Source organism: Pseudomonas sp. WP18 (genome assembly GCF_036689585.1).
Lineage (GTDB): Bacteria > Pseudomonadota > Gammaproteobacteria > Pseudomonadales > Pseudomonadaceae > Aquipseudomonas > Aquipseudomonas chlororaphis_E.
Window position 1 is genome coordinate 3,768,396 of record NZ_CP144758.1, and the last position, 20,376, is coordinate 3,788,771.

The 20,376-nt window shown below is 61.3% G+C and carries 20 protein-coding genes; 15 read left to right on the forward strand and 5 right to left on the reverse strand.

All coding sequences use genetic code 11. From position 1 onward, the window contains the following. Nucleotides 1–14 precede the first annotated feature (14 nt). The 5 genes from V5F23_RS16560 (at nucleotide 15) to V5F23_RS16580 (ending at nucleotide 5,192) form a co-directional block, all read left to right on the forward strand. Nucleotides 15–1,211: a thiolase family protein gene (locus tag V5F23_RS16560; RefSeq protein ID WP_047738965.1), complete on the forward strand. Its 1,197-nt coding sequence runs from the start codon at nucleotides 15–17 to the stop codon at nucleotides 1,209–1,211. 10 nt (nucleotides 1,212–1,221) lie between these two features. After that, nucleotides 1,222–1,662: a zinc ribbon domain-containing protein gene (locus V5F23_RS16565; protein ID WP_042728413.1), complete on the forward strand. Its 441-nt coding sequence runs from the start codon at nucleotides 1,222–1,224 to the stop codon at nucleotides 1,660–1,662. Between the two features lie 158 nt (nucleotides 1,663–1,820). Continuing rightward, nucleotides 1,821–2,870 (forward strand): type III polyketide synthase, encoded by a 1,050-nt coding sequence (locus tag V5F23_RS16570; RefSeq protein WP_042728412.1) that lies wholly within the window; start codon nucleotides 1,821–1,823, stop codon nucleotides 2,868–2,870. Between the two features lie 127 nt (nucleotides 2,871–2,997). After that, a complete protein-coding gene (locus tag V5F23_RS16575) occupies nucleotides 2,998–4,272 on the forward strand; it encodes an MFS transporter (protein WP_338495654.1) in 1,275 nt (424 codons plus the stop codon). Further along, nucleotides 4,269–5,192, forward strand: a complete 924-nt coding sequence (locus V5F23_RS16580) for a fumarylacetoacetate hydrolase (protein ID WP_212802711.1) — start codon at nucleotides 4,269–4,271, stop codon at nucleotides 5,190–5,192. The genes V5F23_RS16575 and V5F23_RS16580 overlap by 4 nt, the downstream gene beginning before the upstream one ends. A 67-nt stretch (nucleotides 5,193–5,259) precedes the next feature. Here the strand turns inward: V5F23_RS16580 and V5F23_RS16585 are convergent, their stop codons facing one another. Continuing rightward, nucleotides 5,260–5,700 (reverse strand): TspO/MBR family protein, encoded by a 441-nt coding sequence (locus V5F23_RS16585; protein ID WP_047738968.1) that lies wholly within the window; start codon nucleotides 5,698–5,700, stop codon nucleotides 5,260–5,262. Nucleotides 5,701–5,967: 267 nt separating this feature from the next. Between V5F23_RS16585 and V5F23_RS16590 the strand changes: the two genes are divergently transcribed. From V5F23_RS16590 to V5F23_RS16605, 4 genes are all read left to right on the forward strand, one after another. Continuing rightward, nucleotides 5,968–7,500, forward strand: coding sequence for a calcium-binding protein (locus V5F23_RS16590; RefSeq protein WP_338495656.1), 1,533 nt, complete (start codon nucleotides 5,968–5,970; stop codon nucleotides 7,498–7,500). Nucleotides 7,501–7,589: 89 nt separating this feature from the next. Beyond that, a complete protein-coding gene (gene gcvA, locus V5F23_RS16595; RefSeq protein ID WP_123578990.1) occupies nucleotides 7,590–8,495 on the forward strand; it encodes a transcriptional regulator GcvA in 906 nt (301 codons plus the stop codon). A gap of 76 nt (nucleotides 8,496–8,571) precedes the next feature. Further along, nucleotides 8,572–9,399, forward strand: coding sequence for a DMT family transporter (locus V5F23_RS16600; protein ID WP_042728428.1), 828 nt, complete (start codon nucleotides 8,572–8,574; stop codon nucleotides 9,397–9,399). 34 nt (nucleotides 9,400–9,433) lie between these two features. After that, nucleotides 9,434–10,195, forward strand: a complete 762-nt coding sequence (locus V5F23_RS16605) for an SDR family oxidoreductase (protein ID WP_042728407.1) — start codon at nucleotides 9,434–9,436, stop codon at nucleotides 10,193–10,195. A gap of 4 nt (nucleotides 10,196–10,199) precedes the next feature. On the opposite strand, the gene V5F23_RS16610 is transcribed toward V5F23_RS16605, so the two are convergent. Next, nucleotides 10,200–11,384: an aldo/keto reductase gene (locus tag V5F23_RS16610; protein ID WP_338495659.1), complete on the reverse strand. Its 1,185-nt coding sequence runs from the start codon at nucleotides 11,382–11,384 to the stop codon at nucleotides 10,200–10,202. 175 nt (nucleotides 11,385–11,559) lie between these two features. On the opposite strand from V5F23_RS16610, the gene V5F23_RS16615 reads away from it, so the two are divergent. The 6 genes from V5F23_RS16615 to V5F23_RS16640 all read left to right on the forward strand — a co-directional run bounded on the left by V5F23_RS16615 (nucleotide 11,560) and on the right by V5F23_RS16640 (nucleotide 16,327). Further along, nucleotides 11,560–12,525, forward strand: coding sequence for an AraC family transcriptional regulator (locus V5F23_RS16615; protein WP_047738972.1), 966 nt, complete (start codon nucleotides 11,560–11,562; stop codon nucleotides 12,523–12,525). Nucleotides 12,526–12,792: 267 nt separating this feature from the next. After that, a complete protein-coding gene (locus V5F23_RS16620) occupies nucleotides 12,793–13,785 on the forward strand; it encodes an aliphatic sulfonate ABC transporter substrate-binding protein (protein WP_042728404.1) in 993 nt (330 codons plus the stop codon). Between the two features lie 56 nt (nucleotides 13,786–13,841). Next, entirely contained in the window at nucleotides 13,842–14,684 is an 843-nt protein-coding gene (locus V5F23_RS16625; protein ID WP_042728403.1) for an ABC transporter permease, read from the forward strand. Between the two features lie 3 nt (nucleotides 14,685–14,687). After that, a complete protein-coding gene (locus tag V5F23_RS16630) occupies nucleotides 14,688–15,401 on the forward strand; it encodes an ABC transporter ATP-binding protein (RefSeq protein WP_338495660.1) in 714 nt (237 codons plus the stop codon). A gap of 120 nt (nucleotides 15,402–15,521) precedes the next feature. Then, on the forward strand, nucleotides 15,522–15,683 hold the full coding sequence (locus tag V5F23_RS16635) for a hypothetical protein (RefSeq protein ID WP_185057662.1): 162 nt from the start codon (nucleotides 15,522–15,524) through the stop codon (nucleotides 15,681–15,683). A gap of 53 nt (nucleotides 15,684–15,736) precedes the next feature. Continuing rightward, entirely contained in the window at nucleotides 15,737–16,327 is a 591-nt protein-coding gene (locus V5F23_RS16640) for an XRE family transcriptional regulator (RefSeq protein WP_338498940.1), read from the forward strand. 58 nt (nucleotides 16,328–16,385) lie between these two features. Here the strand turns inward: V5F23_RS16640 and V5F23_RS16645 are convergent, their stop codons facing one another. The 3 genes from V5F23_RS16645 to V5F23_RS16655 all read right to left on the reverse strand — a co-directional run bounded on the left by V5F23_RS16645 (nucleotide 16,386) and on the right by V5F23_RS16655 (nucleotide 20,376). Continuing rightward, entirely contained in the window at nucleotides 16,386–16,886 is a 501-nt protein-coding gene (locus tag V5F23_RS16645) for a hypothetical protein (RefSeq protein ID WP_338495661.1), read from the reverse strand. Between the two features lie 304 nt (nucleotides 16,887–17,190). After that, complete coding sequence (locus V5F23_RS16650) at nucleotides 17,191–19,566, reverse strand: hypothetical protein (RefSeq protein WP_338495662.1); 2,376 nt, start codon at nucleotides 19,564–19,566, stop codon at nucleotides 17,191–17,193. Nucleotides 19,567–19,626: 60 nt separating this feature from the next. Then, complete coding sequence (locus V5F23_RS16655) at nucleotides 19,627–20,376, reverse strand: ABC transporter permease (RefSeq protein WP_123578882.1); 750 nt, start codon at nucleotides 20,374–20,376, stop codon at nucleotides 19,627–19,629.

The window sequence follows — 20,376 nt, forward strand, 5'->3', positions numbered from 1 at the left end:
AAGGAGCACCTTCTATGTGCGCACGACGCGTTGCTATCGTTTCGGCTGCCTATACCCCCAAGCCCGGCAGCTCCCGAGTTCGTCAGACCTTTAAAGAGATGATCGTCGAGTCCGCCTACCAGGCACTCAACGCCATCAAGATGCATCCCCGCGAGCTTCAGGCGGTCGCCTATGGCTACCACGGTGAAGGCATTTCCGAGTACGGCGGCCTGGGCCCGACCATCTCCGATGCCCTGGGCATCAGCCCTGCCCCGACGTTCATGAGCACTGCCAACTGCACCAGCAGTTCGGTGTCCTTCCAGATGGCCCACCAGATGGTCGCCTCAGGTGAATACGACATCGTCCTGTGCGGCGGCTTTGAAAAAATGACCGATCACTTCAACTACGCCGAATACATCGGCTCCAGTACGGAGTGTGAGTACGATTACTTCCTGGGGATTTCACACACCGACGCCTTCGCCCTGGCGACGGCCGAATACTTTGAAAAATTCGGCTATGCGGGGCGTGAAGCGGATGTCCTGGCCACGTTTGGTCGGCAGATGCGCATCTATGCCCACAACACCCCCACCGCGACCCGCTTTGGCGTGCCGATTCCGTCCCTGGAAACCCTCAAGAACAGCGAGGCCTGCGGCTCGATGCTGGCCTGGGGCGAGGCCAGTGGTTGCGCGATCCTGGTGGCCGAACACCTGGCGCATCACTACACGAGCCAACCGGTGTTCATCCGTGGCTGCGCCTACACCGGCGTGTCGCATTACTTCGGGACGCGTTATCACAACCCGACCCTAAAACACGCGGGCCTGCCGAAAGACGTGGGCATGGCGGTTTCCGCCAACTCCATTGCCTGTGCCGAAATCGCGTACAAAAAAGCCGGCATCACCGCCAAAGACATTGACGTGGCACAGGTCTACGACTTGCTGGGGGCGGGCCTGATCCAGATGGAATCGATGGGTGTCTGCGGCCCGGGCCAGGCCGGTGACTTTGTCTTGGAAGGCGGTATCGCCCTCGACGGGCAACTGCCGTTGAACACCGATGGCGGCAATATCGGGCGCGGTCACGCTTCCGGTTGCGACGGCATCCTGCACATTACCGAACTGTTCCGACAGCTTCGTGGCGAGTCCAACAACCAGGTCAAGAACGCGCGCATTGGCGTCTCGCAAAACCTGGGCGGTTACGCCGCGCATAACAGCGTCATTGTGCTTTCCAACGATTAAGGAGCCGACCATGTCCCTGTACCCAGAACAAATCCACCGCATGACCACCGCCAGCATGTTGCGCGAATGGCGCGAGCACGGCGGCAAGTACCGTCTCGAAGGCAGCCGTTGCCAGGATTGCGAGGAGATTTTCTTTCCTCGGCGAACCGTATGCGGCGCCTGCAACTCGATGAACGTGCAGCCGTACCGCTGCGCGCGCACCGGCACGATCCAGGTCAGTGCCCATGCTGAAAACCCCATCCTCGCCGCCATGGGCTATGGGGAAACCGTACCGCGTTTCATGGCGATGGTGCGCCTGGATGACGGCCTGGTGATTGCGTCGGAAATCGTCGACGTGGTCGACCCACGACAGGTTGTCAGCGGCGCGCCTGTCCGCATGGTAGTTCGTAAACATGTCCGAGAAAGTAACTTGGCTTGGCAATATGCCTATAAGTTCGTACTGGTGAAATAACAAGCGAGTTGTCCGCCCTATCCCGCGTTATTAATAACAACAGTCGATATTTCCGGCCTATCAGCCCGTTACTTTGATTCTGTTCTTCAGAGTCCTGCTTCGCCATTGCCTTAAACGTGTTACCTAACTCTTTATTGGCTTTAAGCCGAGGACTTGTCATGTCTACACTTTGCAAACCCAGCTTGCTGTTCCCGCCACACAAGATTACCCAGCAACAAATGATCGACCATCTGGAACACTTGCACGATGACCATCCTCGCATGGCCCTTGCAAAACGGATGATCCAGAACACCCAGGTCAATGAGCGCCACCTGGTGCTGCCGATCGATGAACTGGCGGTGCACACCGGCTTCACCCATCGCAGCATCGTCTACGAGCGCGAGGCCCGCCGCATGTCGTCCCTTGCGGCACGGGAGGCCATCGAGAATGCCGGGCTGACCACCGACGACATCCGGATGGTCGCCGTGACTTCGTGCACCGGCTTCATGATGCCCTCGCTGACCGCCCACCTGATCAATGACCTGGGGCTGCGAACGTCGACCGTACAACTGCCGATTGCCCAACTGGGCTGCGTCGCGGGCGCTGCGGCCATTAACCGGGCCAATGACTTTGCCAGTCTGTCACCGCAAAACCATGTGCTCATCGTGTCCCTGGAGTTCTCGTCGCTGTGCTATCAACCCGACGACACCAAGTTGCACGCGTTCATATCCGCCGCCCTGTTTGGCGATGCCGTCTCCGCCTGCGTGATGCGCGCCGACGATAAGGCGCCTGGATTCAAGATTGCCAAGACCGGCTCTTATTTCCTGCCCAACAGCGAGCATTACATCAAGTACGACGTCAAGGACAGTGGCTTCCACTTCACCCTGGACAAGGCCGTCATGAACTCCATCAAAGACGTGGCGCCCATGATGGAGGAGTTGAACTACGAGACCTTCAATCAGCACTGCGCCCAGAATGATTTTTTCATCTTCCATACCGGCGGACGGAAAATCCTCGATGAACTGGTCCTGCAACTGGACCTTGAACCCGGCAGGGTCGCGCAGTCGCGCGACAGTTTGAGCGAAGCCGGGAACATCGCCAGCGTGGTGGTCTTCGACGTGCTCAAACGTCAGTTCGACAGCGGGCCTGATGCGGGTGCGACCGGCATGCTGGCCGCCTTCGGCCCCGGCTTCACGGCCGAAATGGCCGTGGGCAAGTGGGTCGCCTGACACACCGAAACCAGCGCACAAGCACCCAGCCGGGGGCACACCTGCCCCCGGCTACAAGTGTTTGGTCGCAAGCATTCACCTCGTTCAAGAGGGCTTCCAAAGGGCTAAGGATAGAAGGGGAAGGAACATGGAGAGGAAGTATCTGGCCGCCCGACCTTGGGGTAGCTATGAAAGGCGCATGGTCGTCCTTTTGTCATTGAGCTTCGGGCTGGTAGGGCTGGATCGGTTCATCATCATGCCGCTGTTCCCGGTGATCATGCGTGACCTGGCGCTGGACTATCAGGACTTGAGCCTGTTGTCGGCGATCCTGGCATTCGCATGGGGCGGCTCGGCCCTGTTCATGGGCGCGGCCATCCGGCTGTTGGGCACCAAGCAACTGCTGGTGCTGTCGATCACCTTGCTGTCGCTGTTGGCCGGGGCTTCAGCATTGATCACCAGCCTGGTCGGCCTGGTGCTGCTGCGTGCATTGATGGGCGTTTGTGAAGGGGCTTTCACGCCCGTGAGCATCATCGTCACCGATGAAGTGTCCCAGCCCTGCCGACGGGGACTCAACCTGGGAATCCAACAAGCCTTGTTTCCCATCATCGGCCTGTGCCTCGGGCCATTGCTGGCGGGTGTCCTGCTGGAATTTTTCGGATCGTGGCGCGCGGTGTTCGCCATCATCTCGCTGCCGGGGCTGCTCGTGGCCTGGTACCTGTACAGAAGCTATCAACCGGCCCAGGGGCCGCACACTCCCCCCATCGACCGCCCCACCCACAGCCAGTGGCGAACGGCCCTGGCCAGCGGCAACGTGCGGCTCAACATTGCGTTGATGCTCTGCATACTGACGTGCCAGTTCGTTCTGTGTGCCCTGCTCCCCAGCTACCTCACCGACATCTTGCACCTGAGCGATTTCTCCATGGCCATGATCATTTCCGCGATCGGCCTGGGTGGTTTTTTTGGCCAGTTGGTCATTCCCGGGCTGTCCGACCAACTGGGTCGCAAGCCCGTCGTTTCCGTCTGCTTCATGCTCAGTGCACTGCTGGTGGGCCTGCTCATCGTCAGCCCGCCCTTGCCGTGGCTGCTGTTCCTCCAGTTGTTCTTCCTGTCCTTCATCAACTTCAGCCTGATCTGCATCACCGTCGGGCCGCTGACCAGCGAATCGGTGCCACCCAGCTTGCTGGCCACCGCGACGGGCCTGGTGGTGGGGTGCGGAGAAATTCTGGGCGGCGGCGTCGCGCCCGTGGTCGCCGGCTACATCGCGATGAACTGGGGACTGACCGCCATCCTGTTCCTGGCACTGGCCGGCAGCCTGACGGGCGGCTTGTTGTCGTTGCGGCTCAAGGAAGCCAACCCTGCGTTCGCCGGGCGCGACGACTTCAGCCCCCTACCCGCTCACTTGACCCTGGAGGATAAGTCATGACGCATTACGTGATGTTACTGGACGCTCCGGAGCCGCAACGCGGCCTTGGTGTGTTCGATTTCAAATCCGGGCAGAGCCTGGAAGTGCGCCCGTCGCAGGGCAACCTGTACGAAGCGCTGACCCACTGCGCCCAGGGAAACCTGGATTGGGAAACCTACCTCAAGGAGCAGCCTTCGACCCCCTACCCGCTCACGTCCGCCGCGGTGAAATACCGGCCACCGCTCATGCCCGATAACAACCTGGCGGTGCAGCTCAGCGAAGTCACCCTCTGCACCGCCAAGACAGAACAAGCCTGGTACTACAAAGGTAACGGACGCCTGCTCAGGACGGATGGCGATCCCCTGCAGGTGCCTTACCATGCCCAAAGCATCAGCAGCGAGCCGTGCATCGTTTGCCTCTACTGGGTCGACCACTTTGGCGCGCTACGCTTCATGGGCTTCACCCTCGGCAATGACCTCCACGATCACGTGCTGCACGGCCGTGATGCGATTTCTTCGGCACAGGCCCGCCTGCGCACCTGCGCCGTGGCCCCGGCATTGATACTGGGAGAAATGCAGGCCGACCTGGCCATCAACGTGCAGGTGGAACGCGACGGCCAGCCACTGGCAGCCAGTCACCATCGAATGAGCTTGCATGGTTGGCAAAGCCTGCGTCGATACTCGCAGGCGTTCCTGGAGAAGCATGAGCAGTTTCTCGAACCCGGCCTCGTCCACTACGTCTTCCACAGCTTGAGCCACCGCACCACCCAAGTGTCGCTTCAGCACGGTGACTGCCTGAGCATCGACTGCCCTGAGCTGGAATTGACCCTGCGCAATCAGATCGTCGAAGAAGAACTCGCGGCACTGTTTCCCTTGCCCGCGCGGCGCGCACCGCACAGCCCGTGCATCGACCTGCCCTTGTCGGCCCCCAGGAAGTCCTGAGGGTGCAAAGGGGCTGGTCGCGCGCGGGCCGAGCTGAAACCGTTAGGGCCATCCAGCCAATCCGGCCCTAACGGTTATTGCGCCAGATGGAAAAATTCAACGCGGCGGCCACGCACAACCAGGCCAGGTAAGGAAACAGGATCAACCCGGTGATCACGTCCAGGCGCAAGGTCAGGACCACCATGACGGCCACGACCAGCCAGAGCAGTGTGATGATCACCAGGCCGGCGAACATCTGGTGCGCACCAAAAAACACCGGCGTCCAAAGTGTGTTGAGCGCGATCTGCGCCGCCCACAATGCGATCACGGTCTGGCTCCCCGGGATCAGCGCCAAGCGATAACCCGCCCAGGCCAGCAACAGGTAGATCACGGTCCATGCCACTGGGAACAGCCAATTGGGTGGCGTGAAGCCAGGTTTCACGAGGGACGCGTACCAAGGGCCCGGCTTGAAAATGATCCCCGTGCTCGCGGCGGCGGCACAAGCCAATAGAAAGATGAAAAAAGTCATTGTCGATCCTTAGGGCAGGCCCACTGCCTGGGCGAACAGCCAGGGGGCGGCTTCAAGAGTGGGGTACGAAGGTGCATCGCACCCTTCCCAATAAATGACTCGATCATCGGCGCATAAATTCAATGAGGCGTCGCAATCCGGGCAGCGGCACGTCAACCGGCCTGCCGTTACCCGCAGCACTACTCGCGACCACCGGTCCAGAGCCCCTGGCACATCAGGAGGACTGGACTAGAGTCAACGCTTTGCGAAGTTCAAAGGACCGACAACATGACCACGACCTACAGTGCCCCCGGCCTCCTTGTCGTCGACATCGCCGGACGTACAGACAACGCCCAGGACGTCGTCATACAGCCCGACGGTTCAATCCTGATCGCCGGTTTCAGCGACTACGGCAACGCGCTGGATGACGGTAGGGACTTTTCGCTCACCCGCCTCAATCCCGACGGCAGCGTGGACACCGGCTACGGTCACGCCGGGCGACAGGTGATCCATAAACAGATCCCCTTCGAAAAAGACTACAACCTTCAAGTCCAGGCTGACGGCGCGGTGGTGACGACCCACGCAGGCCACGATGACACCGCCATCGTCCAGCGTTGGGGCCCCGACGGCAAAGCCGATGCAGCGTTCAACAGCAACGCCGAGGCCAGCCTGCCCAGCGGCTTCGGCACCAAGTCCATCGTGCAAGCCAATGCCGACGGCAGCGTCCTGGTCAGCGCGGTGCAAGGCAGTCTTTTGAACGTGGCACAGTTGAATGCCGATGGCACGCGGGACACATCGTTCGGCACAGACGGTCTCCTCACGCTGCAAGCGCCCGCACCGTTCATCTTTCTGGAGAGCATTTTCAAAATGGCGGATGGCAGCCTGCTGGTCCACGGCTCACCCGGCGTCCAGAACAGCGTGCTCAAGTACACGGCAGACGGGGAGCTGGACACCCAGTTTGGCGGTGACGGTAGCGTCCCGCTGCCCATCTTCACCACGTTGCGTGGCGACATGGTCGTGCAGGATGACGGCAAGCTATTGATTGCCGGCTCCACCACATACGAGGATTTTGCCGTACTGCGGCTCAACGCCGATGGCAGTCCCGACCTAAGTTTCGGCCAGCAAGGCCTGGTCAGTATCAATCTGCCCGGCGAAGCGGCCTATGGCAGTGAAATTGCCTTGCTCGACGACGGCAAGATTTTGCTCAGCGGGGATACCTACACCAATGGCGGCTCCGATTACGCGGCGGTCCGGCTGAACGCCGATGGCAGCCTGGACACAACCTTCGCCAGCCCGGATGGCAACGCGCGACTGGTGGGTTCCTCCAGCACCGATAAATTGCTGGGCGTCAATACGGACGAGATCCTGCGTGGACTGGCCGGAGACGACCTGCTGCAAGGCAATCTTGGTCGCGACCTGCTCTCCGGCGGCGCAGGCCACGATGTCTTTCGCTATGCCAGTGTGGCCGACAGCTTTCGCACCGCGGACAGCACCGGCAGTGATCGCCTGCTCGACTTCAACCCCAACGAGGATCGCATCGACCTCAGCGCCCTGGGTTTCACCGGCATCGGCAACGGATACGCCGGCACGCTGGCGATCCAGAACAACGCCGACGACACCCGCACCTACCTGAAAAGCTTCGAGGCCAATGCCGATGGCCAGCGTTTCGAACTGGTGATCGATGGCAACGTCACCGCCCAACTCAACGAAAGCAACCTGCTGTTGAGTGCGGCGAACAACGCAGGCGGCTCCCTGCCTGAGCAGGTGGAACTGACGTTGATCGGCACAGCCGGACCGGACCTGCATACCGACGTGATCTGATCAGGTGACCCGTCAGCGCCTAAGGATGCTCTATCATGAGCTTGTGCTCATGACGAGCCTTTCTGATGACCTGCCGGAACCCCCTCTACATGAGAGATCTGCCACCGACCGCCACTTTGCGTGCCTTCGAAGTCGCCACCCGGCACACGACCTTCACCGCTGCCGCGCAGGAGCTGCATGTCACGCAAAGCGCGGTCAGCCACCAACTCAAACACCTCGAGTCGCTGTGGGGATTGCAGCTGTTCGAGCGTGGCAAGTCCCTGAGCCTCACGGCCGCGGGGGCTACGCTGGCGCCCATCGTGCGGGAGTTCTTCATGAGCCTGGAGGCAACCCTCGGCGATCTGCGCGAGCAGAAAGACCGGGTCCGGCTCGAAGTCAGCACCACCTATTCCTTCGCTCTGAAATGGCTACTGCCACGCCTGCCCGGTCTCTCGCGCCTGCATCCTGAACTGCTCGTCTCGCTGGACACCACGGACAAGATCATTCATTTCTCCAACGCCCAGGCCGACGTCGCGATCCGGCTCGGCAAGGGGAGTTACCCCGGCCTGCATTCGGAGTTCCTGTTCGGCGAGCAGGTGTTTCCGGTGGCCAGTCCCGAGTTGCTGCTGCGCTTCGGGACACCGCAGAGCCCTGCCGAACTGTTGCACTACCCGCTGCTGACCCGCGATGGCGCCGAGCTGGTGCCGAAATGGGAAGTCTGGTTCCAGAAGGTCGGGTTGGAGTTCCTCCCGCTCAAGGAAAGCGTCAGGTTCGGCGACACCAACATGACGGTCGAGGCAGCCCTGCTCGGCCAGGGCATCGCCCTGGTGCGCAGCGGGCACGTGGAAAGCGAAATCAGCGATGGGCGTCTGGTGCGGTTGTTCGATGTGCCGTTTCCCTCCCCGCTTGCCTATTACTTTGTCTGTCCGAAAGGCATCGAGTCACAGCCACACATCGTCAACTTTCGCCAGTGGCTATTGAGCGAGGCGCTGAAAGCCCAGCAAGCCTATGGGTGATGCATGAGGTTTTGCTCATGAAACAATGAGGAGACTTCTCTGTAATCCGGGCACGGCGTTGCATACACTGACCCGCATGCCTATCCACATCACACTCCTGGTTCTCTTCGCCGCACTCTTGCATGCCAGCTGGAATGCCCTGCTGCGTGGCGGCGCCGATCGACTCTGGTCCATGACGATCATGTGCGTTGCCGTGGCCATCGCCAGCGCCGTGACCGCCGCGTTCATGGTGACGCCGGCGCCCGCCAGTTGGGGCTATGCGTTGCTTTCAGCGCTGTTGCATGTTGGCTACAACCTGTTTCTGGTACGCAGCTACCGGCTCGGCGACCTGGGGCAGGTCTACCCGATTTCCCGTGGTTCATCACCGGTCCTGATCACCTTGGGCGCCGCGGCCTTTGCCGGGGAAAGCATCTCGCCTGGCACGTTACTCGGCATCGCGCTGGTGTCGGGCGGCATCATTTCGCTGGCCTTGAGCGGACGCAAGCTGTCCACTCCCAGTCTGTCCTATGCGCTGGGAACCGGCTGCTTCATCGCCGCCTACAGCGTCACCGACGGCATCGGCGCCAGGCTCTCCGGCGCGCCACTGGCCTACACCGTGTGGATGTGCACCTTGTGGGGCGTGATGATGCCTATTGTGTACATCGGCCTGCGCGACGCCCGTAGCCTGTTCGCGGTGCGGCCCGGCCTGTTGACCGCCCTTGCCGGCGGGCTGGTCTCCCTGTTGGCCTACGCCATCGTCATCTACGCCATGAACGAAGCGCCCATGGGCGCGGTGTCTGCATTGCGCGAAACCAGCGTGCTGTTCGCGGCGTTGATTGGCGGCCTGTTCCTTGGCGAGGCGCTCACTGTTCGCCGAATCCTGGCCTGCGCAGTGATCGCCAGCGGCATCCTCATCATCGGCTGACACGACTTTTCTCACCGTCGCAGGAGGTAACCCTATGGAAAACGTCTCGCAGGCACCGCTGATCCTGATCACCGGTGGCAGTCGCGGAGTAGGTGCCGCCACCGCGCGCCTGGCGGCCTCGCAAGGCTATGACGTGGCGATCAGCTACGTGGCCAACGAGCCCGCGGCACAAGCTGTCGTGGCAGATGTCGAGGCGCAGGGACGTCGGGCATTGGCGATACGGGCCGACAGCGCAGACCCGGTGCAGGTCGCCGACTTGTTCACGGCCATCGACCGCACCTTCGGGCGCATCGACGTACTGGTGAATAACGCCGGTGTGCTGCAAACCCAGTCCCGCCTGGAAGACCTCGGCTTCGAGCGCATGCAGCGTATCTTCGCGGTCAACGCCATCGGCCCGATGCTTTGCGCCCAGCAGGCGGTGAAGCGCATGTCCCATCGACATAACGGACCGGGCGGCGTGGTGATCAACGTCTCCTCGGCCTCGGCCCGCCTCGGCAGCCCCAATGAATATGTCGACTACGCGGCGTCGAAGGGCGCCCTGGAAACCTTCACCATCGGCCTGGCCAAGGAAGTGGCCCGCGAAGGCATCCGCGTCAACTGCATCCGCCCCGGCCACATCTACACCGACATGCATGCCAGCGGCGGCGAGCCGGGACGGGTCGAGCGCGTCAAGGACTCGATCCCCATGGGGCGCGGCGGCCAACCCGAGGAAGTGGCACGGGCCATCCTGTGGCTGGCCAGCGCGCAAGCCTCCTTCGTCACCGGCACGTTCCTCGACGTGACCGGCGGCAAATGAGGGCTCAGGAAGGTACCGGCGCTTGGGCATCGATCAGTCCGTGACGTTTCAAATCATCCCAGAACGCCGCAGGAATACCGACCTTCATCGCCTGGATATTGGAAACGACCTGCCCCGACGAACGCGCCCCCGGAATGATCGCGGACACTTGCGGATGTGCCGCCGCAAACTGCAAGGCGGCAGTATGGATATCAATACCATGTCGACGGGCTATGGCCATGATTCGCGCGCGCTTTTCCACCGCTCCGGCGGGTAGATCCTGGCTGAAGTTGTATCGATTGCGTCCTCCCAGGAATCCATCGTTCAGGGGGGTTCCAACCACGACGCTGGTGCCCTTGCTTTTCAACGCCGGTAAGGTACTGTGCAAGGCATCGCCGTGGTCAAGAAGGGAATACTGGCAGGCAAGCAGAACGATGTCCGGAACCGGGTCATCACCGGCCAGTGCCCGGACCACGGCGTCCGGGGCATTGACTCCGAAGCCCCAGGCTTTGATGAGTCCCTCGTCACGCATCTTTTCAAGCTCGACCATCGCCCCCGTGCGCGCAATTCGATACGCCGCTTCCCAGCCGCCATCCAGTTCGGTGTTATCGGGTGAGAGATCATGGATAAAGACGATATCGATGCGTGGCAGGCCCAGACGCTGCAGGCTGTCTTCTACGGAGCGACGTGCGCCTGCCGCGGTGTAGTCATAGCGGTAGTTGAAGGGCGCCGGCGATTTCCAGATGGCATGGTCCGCACGCCGGCCACCCGCGGCCGTCAATACGCGGCCGACCTTGGTGGATACCACGTAGTCGTCTGGATCCTTGTCATGCAGGAAGCGCCCCAGGCGATATTCGCTCAAGCCAAACCCATAGAATGGCGAGGTATCGTAAAGACGTACGCCCTCGCCCCACGCAGCCTGCAGAACCGACCTCGCCTGCTCATCGCTGATGGGCGCAAAAATATTACCGATCTGCGTTCCGCCCATACCAAAGCGCTGGGGCGTCATGTACCTCATCGTATGCGAGGACGCATTGACCGGCAGGTCTGTGCGCACGAGTCGCCCTTCTGTACGCATGACGCTTCCGCGCTCTGTCAGCGCGGCGGCCGTGGAGGCGGTAGTCATTGAACTGGCCAGGCTCGAGGCTGGCAGTAGAGCGGCTGCAACAGCACCCGCCGCCGAGTAGGTAAGAAAATCTCGTCTGTCCATCCAACATTCCTTTCGCGACTGGGTTTCACGGGCTGTACACAGGCCAGAAACTAGAGCAACGAAGCGGAACCGGGTGAGCCAAATACGCCATATTTTCTGCACAATCCTGCCGATACCCTTGTGCCAGGCACACACGCTCAGCACACTCGGACACTCCGTGAACAGGACATACGTGATGACTAGCGGTTCTTTCTCGCAGTTCGGTCTGAGCCGCCCCCCGGGCGCAGGCGAACCCGCCCAGCCCAACGAACGCCTCCAGGCACTTGGAAGGCTCATCGAAAAAGTCACGAGCCAGATTGGCTTGAACGAGGTCTGCCCGACATCGATCCCAGGCCTGACTTTTTATCGAATGGCCGAGTTGGGTACGCCCACGTACTGCATTTATGAACCGTGCATGGCCATCATTTTGCAGGGTGCAAAGGAGATCACGTTCGGTGAGCAAGCCTGTGAGTTCGGACAGGGGGCGTTCTTCGTCACGTCAGTCGACATTCCCACACTGGCTCGCGTTACAGCGGCTGACGAACGAACGCCTTATTTATCCGTTGTGTTGAAGCTCGATCTTTCCATGCTCAACGAGGTGATCCAGGCCCTGGAATCCCCCAGGCAGGAAGTGGCATCGGTCGCACGCGGCTTCGCATCCGGAGCGGCGTCAGGCGAGATGCTCGACGCCTTCATTCGCTTGACCACGCTGATCGAACGGCCGCTTGAAGCGGGCGTGATGTCGGATCTTATCAAGCGAGAAATATGCGTACGTCTGTTGCTCAGCGGTGCGGGCCCGTGGTTGCGCAGCGTCGCTCGCGATGGTTACCGGGACAAAGGCACTGTGAGAGCCATTGAGTGGCTGAAACACCACTACGACAAGCCGCTGCACGTGGCCGATCTCGCTCAACGGTCAGGCATGGCCTGCTCCACCCTGCACCACAACTTTCGCAAACTGACGGGCACCAGCCCCGTCCAGTACCAGAAATCGTTACGGCTGCAGGCCGCCCGCAGCCTGATGTTGACCGAGCGGGTGGACGTGAACACCGCCGCGCTGAGAGTCGGCTATGAAAGCGTCGCCCAATTCAGTCGCGAGTACGCTCGACGCTTCGGCTCCCCACCGTCGAAAGACATCAAGCACACACGGGAAAATAGAACGTAGCGCCCTCCCCGATTGATTCGAAATTCCATTGGCGCATAGCTCACCGTTACCTGTCTCCACTGCTCATGGCGCAACAGTGCAGTAACAGACTGTTGGGCCTGCAACATCTTCCGGAGGGGGCTCACCCCGTTGAAGGTCCGGAAAATAGTCCTTTCCCAGCTATGGCACAGAGCCTGCAATCTTCCAGGCAAGCGGGATTTGCTCCTGCCTTCCGATCTTCTGGAAATAAAAAAATCGCCCTCTCGCCGCCTTGCCTGGAGCTGTTCCATGAACCCCGCCTCCCGCGTCTCCCTGGCCCGTGCCAGATTCCTGATCAGTGCCTGCATCCTGGCACTGGGCTTGCCGTCCATGACCCGGGCCGCAGAAAGCCCGCCTGCCGAGGTGCATCTGGATTACGCCTATTACTCGCCGGTCAGTCTGGTGCTCAAGCACTTGGGTTATCTGGAAAAGGCCCTGCCCCAGACCAAGGTGAGTTGGGTCTTGAGCCAGGGCAGCAACCGTTCCCTGGAATACCTCAACAGCGGCGGCGTCGATTTCGCCTCCTCCGCCAGCCTGGCGGCGGTGTTGAGCCGCGCCAACGGCAGCCCGATCAAGTCGGTGTATGTCTACAGCCGCGCCGAATGGACGGCCCTGGTGGTGCGCAAGGATTCGCCGTACCAGACGGTCGCCGACCTGAAGGGCAAGAAGATCGCCGCCACCAAAGGCACCGATCCCTATCTGTTTACCCTGCGCAGCCTGCAACAGGCTGGACTGGACAAAGACGACGTGGAGCTGGTGCACCTGCAACATCCGGACGGTCGCACCGCCCTGGAAAAAGGTGACGTCGACGCCTGGGCAGGCCTCGACCCGCACATGGCCGCCAGCGAAGTCCAGGCCGGCTCGCGCCTGCTGTATCGCAACCCCGCTTTCAACAGCTACGGCGTGGTCAGCGTCACGGAGAAATATGCCCAGGAGCACCCGCAGACCATCAAGACCGTGCTGGCCGCCTACGAACAAGCGCGTGAGTGGGCGGTCGGTCATCCGCAGGAGCTGGCCAAGTTGCTGGCCGACGAATCCGGGCTGCCGCTGGAAGTGGCCAGATTGCAGTTGTCGCGCACTGACCTGGGTAACCCACAACTGAGCGCCGAGGATGTGCTGGCCTCCAAGGCTGCCGCGCCGATTCTGGTCTCCGAGGAACTGGTCCGTCGCGGGGTGAATGTGGACCAGGTGATCGACCAACTGCTCGACACCGGTCGCCAGCAGGCCGTGGCCCGTCAATAACCCAGGCAATAACCGATCCGCGCCTGGCGCGGATTCGCCATTGCCGGAGAACCACCATGAGCAGTCATAGCAAAGACCTTTCCAGCCCACGCCTGGCCCTGTCACTGGCGAGCAAAGCGCCCCCGTTCAACCCCGACTGGCGCCTGCGGCTCAAGGGGTTGGCGCTGCCGGTGCTGATCATCTTGATTTTGGAAATCATCGTGCGCATCGGTTGGCTGCCCTCCTACCAGATGCCCGCCCCCAGCGAGATCGCCCTTACGCTGGGCGATCTTGCCGAAGGTGCGCTGTGGAAACACATCGGCGCCAGCCTGCTGCGGGTATTGCTGGGCTTCGCCATTGGCGCCAGCCTGGCATTGATCTTCGCCGCCTGGGTTGGCTTGAGCCGGGAAGCCGAAGCCTACCTGGAACCCACCTTCGCCGGCCTGCGTTCGATCCCCAGCCTGGCCTGGGTGCCGTTGCTCCTGCTGTGGCTGGGCATCGACGAAACCTCGAAGGTGGTGCTGATCGCCATCGGCGCGTTCTTTCCCGTCTACCTCAATGGCGTGGCAGCGATTCGCAACATCGACCGCAAGCTGGTGGAGGTCGGCCATATGTACGGTTTCAATCGCCGCCGCCTGGTGCGCCGGATTCTCCTGCCCGCCGCCCTGCCTGGCCTGTTCACCGGATTGCGCAGCGGCATGAGCCTGGCCTGGATGTTCCTGGTCGCCGCCGAACTGATCGCCGCCACCAAGGGCTTGGGCTACCTGTTGAGCGACGGCCGCGAAACCTCGCGCCCGGATATCGTACTGGCGGCGATCATCGTGCTCGCCGTGCTGGGCAAACTCAGCGACGGCATGCTTGCCGGCCTGGAAAAACGTTTCCTGGCCTGGCGCGACACCTTTACCGGCACCGAGGAATGAGCCATGACCCAAGCCCTGCTGGATATCCATGTCGAGCGCAAGACCTTCGCCACCACCACGGTGCTCAGTAACATCCACCTTCAACTGCAACCTCGGGAAACCGTGAGCCTGCTGGGTCCCAGTGGCTGCGGCAAAAGCACCTTGCTGCGCATCGTCGCCGGCCTGGAAAAAGACTTCGAAGGACATCTGCTCAGCGACACCGAACAACTGGCCTTCGTGTTCCAGGAGGCGCGATTGATGCCCTGGCTGACGGTGCAGCAGAACATCGGCTTCAGCGATGACAACGATTACGACGAAGCCTGGGTTGCGCAGTTGATCGACGAAGTCGGCCTCACAGGCTTCGCCGACGCCTTGCCCAAGGCATTGTCCGGCGGCATGGCACAACGTGTGGCGATTGCCCGCGGCCTGTATTCGCGACCACGGGTGCTGTTGCTGGACGAACCCTTCAGCGCCGTGGACGCCTTCACCCGGATGAAATTGCAGGACCTGCTACTACAACTGGCCGAGCGACACGACATTGCTTTGTTGCTGGTGACGCACGATGTGGACGAGGCGCTGTACCTGAGCGACCGGGTACTGATGATGGACACTCGCCCCAGCAGCATTCGCCAAGAGCTGACGGTGCAACTGGAGCACCCGCGGGACCGGCGCGACCCGTTGTTGGCGCGGCTCAAGGCATTGGCCCTCGGCGAATTGCGCAACGCCCATGTCATCTGATCAGCCGCCCCAGAAAACAACCAAAAGGAATTAATAAATAAAAAATCAATATTTATGGTTATAAAAATAACCACGTAATCTCAACTCATTCCGCCACCGTCCACGACAGTGAAGTGCCTTATGAAACCGACTGACAACGTTATCGACTTCGTCCAATTCCGCAAACGCAAGCAGGCCCAACAACGGGCCCACGCCATGTGGGAAATGTACGCGCGTAATGCCGGTTACCCGACGTTCCAGTGGCTTCAAGCCTCTCAGCCCACCCGGACGTACCAGGCGTGAGCGCCCTGGAACCTTCGCGTTTTCTGGCGAGTTCCGACGACCCTGAAGTGGAACTGAATAACCTGCAAGCGCTGGACGAGGACCCTATCTGCGAACGGGTTGCGCAGAACCTGCAACGCCTGCGGGGCAAGCGACACCTCTCCCTCGACGCCCTCGCCCGCCAGTGCGGTGTCAGCCGGGCCATGCTCGCGCAGATCGAATCCGGGCGCAGCGTGCCCTCGATCAAAGTGCTGTGCAAAATCGCCAAGGGTTTGAAAGTTTCCGTGGCTGCATTTCTTGAGCACCGGGCTTTCGAGGGCGTGACGGTGCTCGCGGCCAGCCAGAGCAAACGTTTGGTCAGCGCCAATGGCGCCTTGGTCAGCCGCACGCTGTTCCCTTTCGACGTCGCACGTCAGTCGGAATTCTACGAGCTGCGCCTGAGCCCGTTGGGCGAGGAACAATCCGCTGGACACGGCCCCGGCGTCCAGGAAAACCTGGTGGTATCCCAAGGCGTGCTGGAAATCAGCGTCAACGACGAACGCTACCTGCTCTCCACGGGCGACTCGATTCTGTTTTATGCCGACCAGGCGCACCGTTACCGCAACCCGGCCGACAGCGAAGCAGTGGCGTACCTGGTCGTGACCTACCCGGAACGCCTGGACTGAAGCAGGTGAACCTGCGGCGAGAGAGCTTGCTCCCTCGCCACATGGGTCCTGGTAACACTCAGCAGGTGCAGCACATCATCGGCATGCCATTGCAGCTCATCATCATCGGCATGCCGCAGTCGTTCATCATCTTCATCATCAGGTTGCAGCAGTTTTTCATCAGGTCCATGTTCATGCCGGCCATCGGCATGACTTTGCACATCATGCAGTCAGCCATGACCGTGCATTCCATCACGCATTTCATCGATGGCATCGGCATGCCCATCATCGGCATAGGCATCATCATGTTCGCCATCGGCATGGCCATGCTCGCCTGGGACATGCACATCATGCTCATGTTGCCGCAGTGCATCATCATCGGCATGCCGCAGTTCATCATCATCTGCATCATTTCGGCGCTGTTCTTGAACATCGCCATGTCCATGCCGGCTGCCGGCATCATTTTGCACATCATGCCGTCATCCATCATCTCGCAGGTCATGGTAGCCATCATCATCGGCATTCCAATCATCGGCATGTTGGCGTTCATCGGCATTTGCATCTGCATGGCGTTCATCATGGTGTGTTCCTTCAAGGATCGAGAGTGGACAAGACTGATGGCGCGGATTCTAAGCCTTGAGTCGAGCCCAACAAGATGGCGATCCAACAGCGCGAATGCATGCTCGAGCAGCCCTGGCGAAGCCAGGAACGCCAGCTCATCCGTCATTGCACATATTTCGATTTCATTGCAGAAACCTTGTCAGTGATCGAATCGATTGAGCGGTTATGGATATGCAATCAATGCCTATGGAAATAACCGTAAGAAATAATCGTTCTAGACAAGGTCTCGAATGACGCAAGAGCGATCTGCTCCGGGAGCAACCTCAGGCAGGCAAGGTCAAAAACAACGCCGATGTCCAGACCCGTGACTGATCCCGTTGCCGGGCGCAAATGAACAGAGGGTGTTCACGACCCCGCTCCAGATTCAACCCGGCAAGGTCGATCGCCCCTTGCAACTCGCGAGGCAGCGGCGCAGCCGTGACCCTCTCCAGGGACACCTTCAGTTCCGCACCTGGCAGCTCTTCAACCACCTCCGATAGCGCCAGCAATTGCTCGCCGGGCACTTCCATCCGCACCGTGGGCGCATGCACGTATGGCTGCGGTTGCGATGGATCGCCGACCTTGATGTAGTTGTCGATACGGCTATGGATCTGCAACGTGGCGCCGGCCAGTTGCGAGAGCTCGATCTCGATGCTGTCGGTATCGCCATTGGTGTCGGTCCGGAAGGCCAGGACCGTTGCATCCTGGCGCCAGACTGTTTGCTCGGGGTGATCCAGGCCCAACGCTTGAAAGCCCTTGATGACGGCGCCGGTGATGCGAATCTCGCCGCTCCAGTAGGCCCCGCGATAACGGTCCTTGATCCGCGCACCGCCCAGGCGAAGACGGATGCGTTGCGCGGAAAACCCCAGCTCCTGATGCAGGTTGCGCGACCAGATCAACTGCTCGCCGTCGAACAGGTCGACCTGTTCCCAGCCGGCCTCTCCCAACAGTCGATAGTCCAGCGTGGCGGTCGAGTCGGCGGTGAAGACCTCGCCCATGAAATGTTCGCCCTGGCGCAGACTGGCGAACGAACGCTCGCCGGTCGTGGCGAAGGTGCGTCGGGCGCGAAGCGCCTTGCCGACACTGGCCCGGTCAAAGCCATCGGCCAACACGCCGGTCAACCCGCCACGGGAGCCAAACACCGCCGTGGCCGGGACACCACCGCCGCAACGTCCCTGGTGTTCGTCGCTATTGGCCGCGGCTCCCACCCGATAACCACGGGCCAGCGCCTCGGCGTAGACCCAATGGAACTGCCCCCAGGCCGAACCGACTTCGATCAGTCGCTCAAGCTGCGGGTGGTGCCAGTCAAGATTGCAACGGCGTCCGCCCACGTGGGGCATCATCAGATGGCCTTCGGGATCCTTGGCATAAGCGGCATACAACTCATCCACCGGCCAGGCGCCCGGCTTGAGGGTGCCGGCGGTGAACTCGTTCCATTCGAAGGAGCGCACCAGGCGCCCTTGATTATCGAAGGGAAACTCGGGCTTGCGGTCATGCAGGAACACCACATTGCGATCCCCGCCCGCACAGGAGTTACCGCACCATTCGGTCCCGGGGTAGCAGACGAACCGGCCCGGCTCGTTGAGTTCATGGATCAGCTTGACCGCCTGGTCCCAGCGTTGCTCGGTGATATTGAAATCGTTGGCGGTGTAGCCCAGCACATCGAGCCCGGCAACGTCGCGGCCGTAGCTGAGGTTGTACAAGGTGTCGTTGGTGCCCACGGTGTCATCGGAATGCACATGCAGGTCTGCGTAGAGAGGGCGCAATGCTGTTCCCGCTGGATCGACCGTGACAAACGCCTGGGCCCCACGCACGGACCGCGCCTTCACCTCGGCCCGCAAGCGCCACTCGCCCGACGTGCCGAGGTCAACGGCCGCAATCCGGGCAATGGCCCAGCCATCAGTCGCCAGGGTGAACGGCCGCTGGCGCTCCACGCCTTCAGGATCAACCAACGTCAGGGTGCCGTTGAGCGGCAACTGGCGGCAGGTGTTGCCCCAGGCATCATCGGCCCTGAGCAGCACATCGAACGCCTCTCCCGCGCTGACCAGCCGTGGCACGATCAACTGCAGGCCGTGGGCAGGCCCCGGCACGATGTCGAGCAACGGATCACCCGGCACCTCGGCAAATTTCGAGCTGCCCAACGGGTCGATGAACAGCCGGAAGCGGAAGTCTTTTTCCACGAAACTCTGCACCCGCGTGCCCGCCCCGCCCTGACGGCGATCACCCAGGCGAATGATGACCTTGTCGCCTGGATTCAGATAGCCGTCGACGATATCGATGATGATCGCCTTCTGGAACGGCCGCTCATGGCCCTTCTGGTCGAAGCGCACCTTGAGGTGCTGCACGGTGGCCTGGCTCTGGCCCGGAACGAGCTCGCCGGCCTGGTACTCCGCGCTGACATAGTTGGGGCCGGCCGGGTTCGAGGTCTGGAACAGGGCCCAATCGGAGTAGAACTTGAAGGCCAGCTTGAGCCAGGCGCCGTCGGCCAGACCACTGCCACCGACCTCGTAGATCAGAGTGATTTCATCCCATTGACCGGCGACCAGCGTGTCACGGTCGCAGTGAATACTGCCCAGGAACGGCCGTTGCTTGTTGCGCTCGTACAGGCCCTGGGGGGCGATGTAATGCCCGGCGTCGCGGGGATCGAAAACGTTACTCACATGACACCTCGTGCAATGGTCCACTGAAGATTTGAAGGGGGGTCAGGACAATGGCGATGCTTATTGCACTCGCCATTTCTGGTAATGACGCTCGATGCGCCGGAACACAAAACTCTCCATCAGCCAGGCGATCAGGCCGATCACGACGATGCCCAGCAGCACCTGGCTGCTGTTGCCAATCTGCCCACCGGTGGACACCATCCAACCGATACCCTGGGAGGCGCCGATCATTTCCGCCGCGACCAACGCCCGCCAGCCCTGGCTGAAGCCGATGCGCAACGCGGCGGTCACGAAGGGCAACGAAGCCGGCAGGTAGACGTGGGCCAGCAGTTGCCAGGCGTTGGCGCCCAGGGTGCGCGCCGCGCGGACTTCTCCGCCACGGATGCTTTGCACGCCTTCCTGGATGGTCACCGCCATGGGAAACATCGCCGCGATGAAGATCACCAGGACGATGGAGACATAACCCAGGCCGAAAATGATCATGATCAGCGGCGCCCAGGCGATCGGCGGGATGGCCATGAACAGGCTGTTGAGCGGCGAGCTGAAATCGCGAAAACGCGACGACAGTCCACCCGCCGTACCCAGCACGACAGCGAAGACGACCGCCGCGCAGAAACCACCCAGCTCTTCCAGGACACTGGCCCGCAGGTGTTGCCACAGCGAGCTGTCGCCTAGCCAGCGAACAGCCTCGCGGGCCACATCCCAGGGCTGCGGCAGGATGTAGGTGGGAAAGCGGCTGGCCAAGGCCACCCAGATCAACAACAGGAACGGCAGCGAAGCCCATCCCCAGTTCGGTTTTGGTAGGGACAT

Coding starts and splice junctions, on each gene's coding strand:
- V5F23_RS16615 (WP_047738972.1), top strand. CDS start 11,560: ATGACTAGCGGTTCTTTCTCGCAGTTCGGTCTGAGCCGCCCCCCGGGC.
- V5F23_RS16600 (WP_042728428.1), top strand. CDS start 8,572: ATGCCTATCCACATCACACTCCTGGTTCTCTTCGCCGCACTCTTGCAT.
- V5F23_RS16605 (WP_042728407.1), top strand. CDS start 9,434: ATGGAAAACGTCTCGCAGGCACCGCTGATCCTGATCACCGGTGGCAGT.
- V5F23_RS16585 (WP_047738968.1), bottom strand. CDS start 5,700: ATGACTTTTTTCATCTTTCTATTGGCTTGTGCCGCCGCCGCGAGCACG.
- V5F23_RS16620 (WP_042728404.1), top strand. CDS start 12,793: ATGAACCCCGCCTCCCGCGTCTCCCTGGCCCGTGCCAGATTCCTGATC.
- V5F23_RS16625 (WP_042728403.1), top strand. CDS start 13,842: ATGAGCAGTCATAGCAAAGACCTTTCCAGCCCACGCCTGGCCCTGTCA.
- V5F23_RS16630 (WP_338495660.1), top strand. CDS start 14,688: ATGACCCAAGCCCTGCTGGATATCCATGTCGAGCGCAAGACCTTCGCC.
- V5F23_RS16610 (WP_338495659.1), bottom strand. CDS start 11,384: ATGGACAGACGAGATTTTCTTACCTACTCGGCGGCGGGTGCTGTTGCA.
- V5F23_RS16590 (WP_338495656.1), top strand. CDS start 5,968: ATGACCACGACCTACAGTGCCCCCGGCCTCCTTGTCGTCGACATCGCC.
- V5F23_RS16570 (WP_042728412.1), top strand. CDS start 1,821: ATGTCTACACTTTGCAAACCCAGCTTGCTGTTCCCGCCACACAAGATT.
- V5F23_RS16560 (WP_047738965.1), top strand. CDS start 15: ATGTGCGCACGACGCGTTGCTATCGTTTCGGCTGCCTATACCCCCAAG.
- V5F23_RS16575 (WP_338495654.1), top strand. CDS start 2,998: ATGGAGAGGAAGTATCTGGCCGCCCGACCTTGGGGTAGCTATGAAAGG.
- V5F23_RS16655 (WP_123578882.1), bottom strand. CDS start 20,376: ATGTCCCTACCAAAACCGAACTGGGGATGGGCTTCGCTGCCGTTCCTG.
- V5F23_RS16645 (WP_338495661.1), bottom strand. CDS start 16,886: ATGATGAACGCCATGCAGATGCAAATGCCGATGAACGCCAACATGCCG.
- gcvA (WP_123578990.1), top strand. CDS start 7,590: ATGAGAGATCTGCCACCGACCGCCACTTTGCGTGCCTTCGAAGTCGCC.
- V5F23_RS16565 (WP_042728413.1), top strand. CDS start 1,222: ATGTCCCTGTACCCAGAACAAATCCACCGCATGACCACCGCCAGCATG.
- V5F23_RS16635 (WP_185057662.1), top strand. CDS start 15,522: ATGAAACCGACTGACAACGTTATCGACTTCGTCCAATTCCGCAAACGC.
- V5F23_RS16580 (WP_212802711.1), top strand. CDS start 4,269: ATGACGCATTACGTGATGTTACTGGACGCTCCGGAGCCGCAACGCGGC.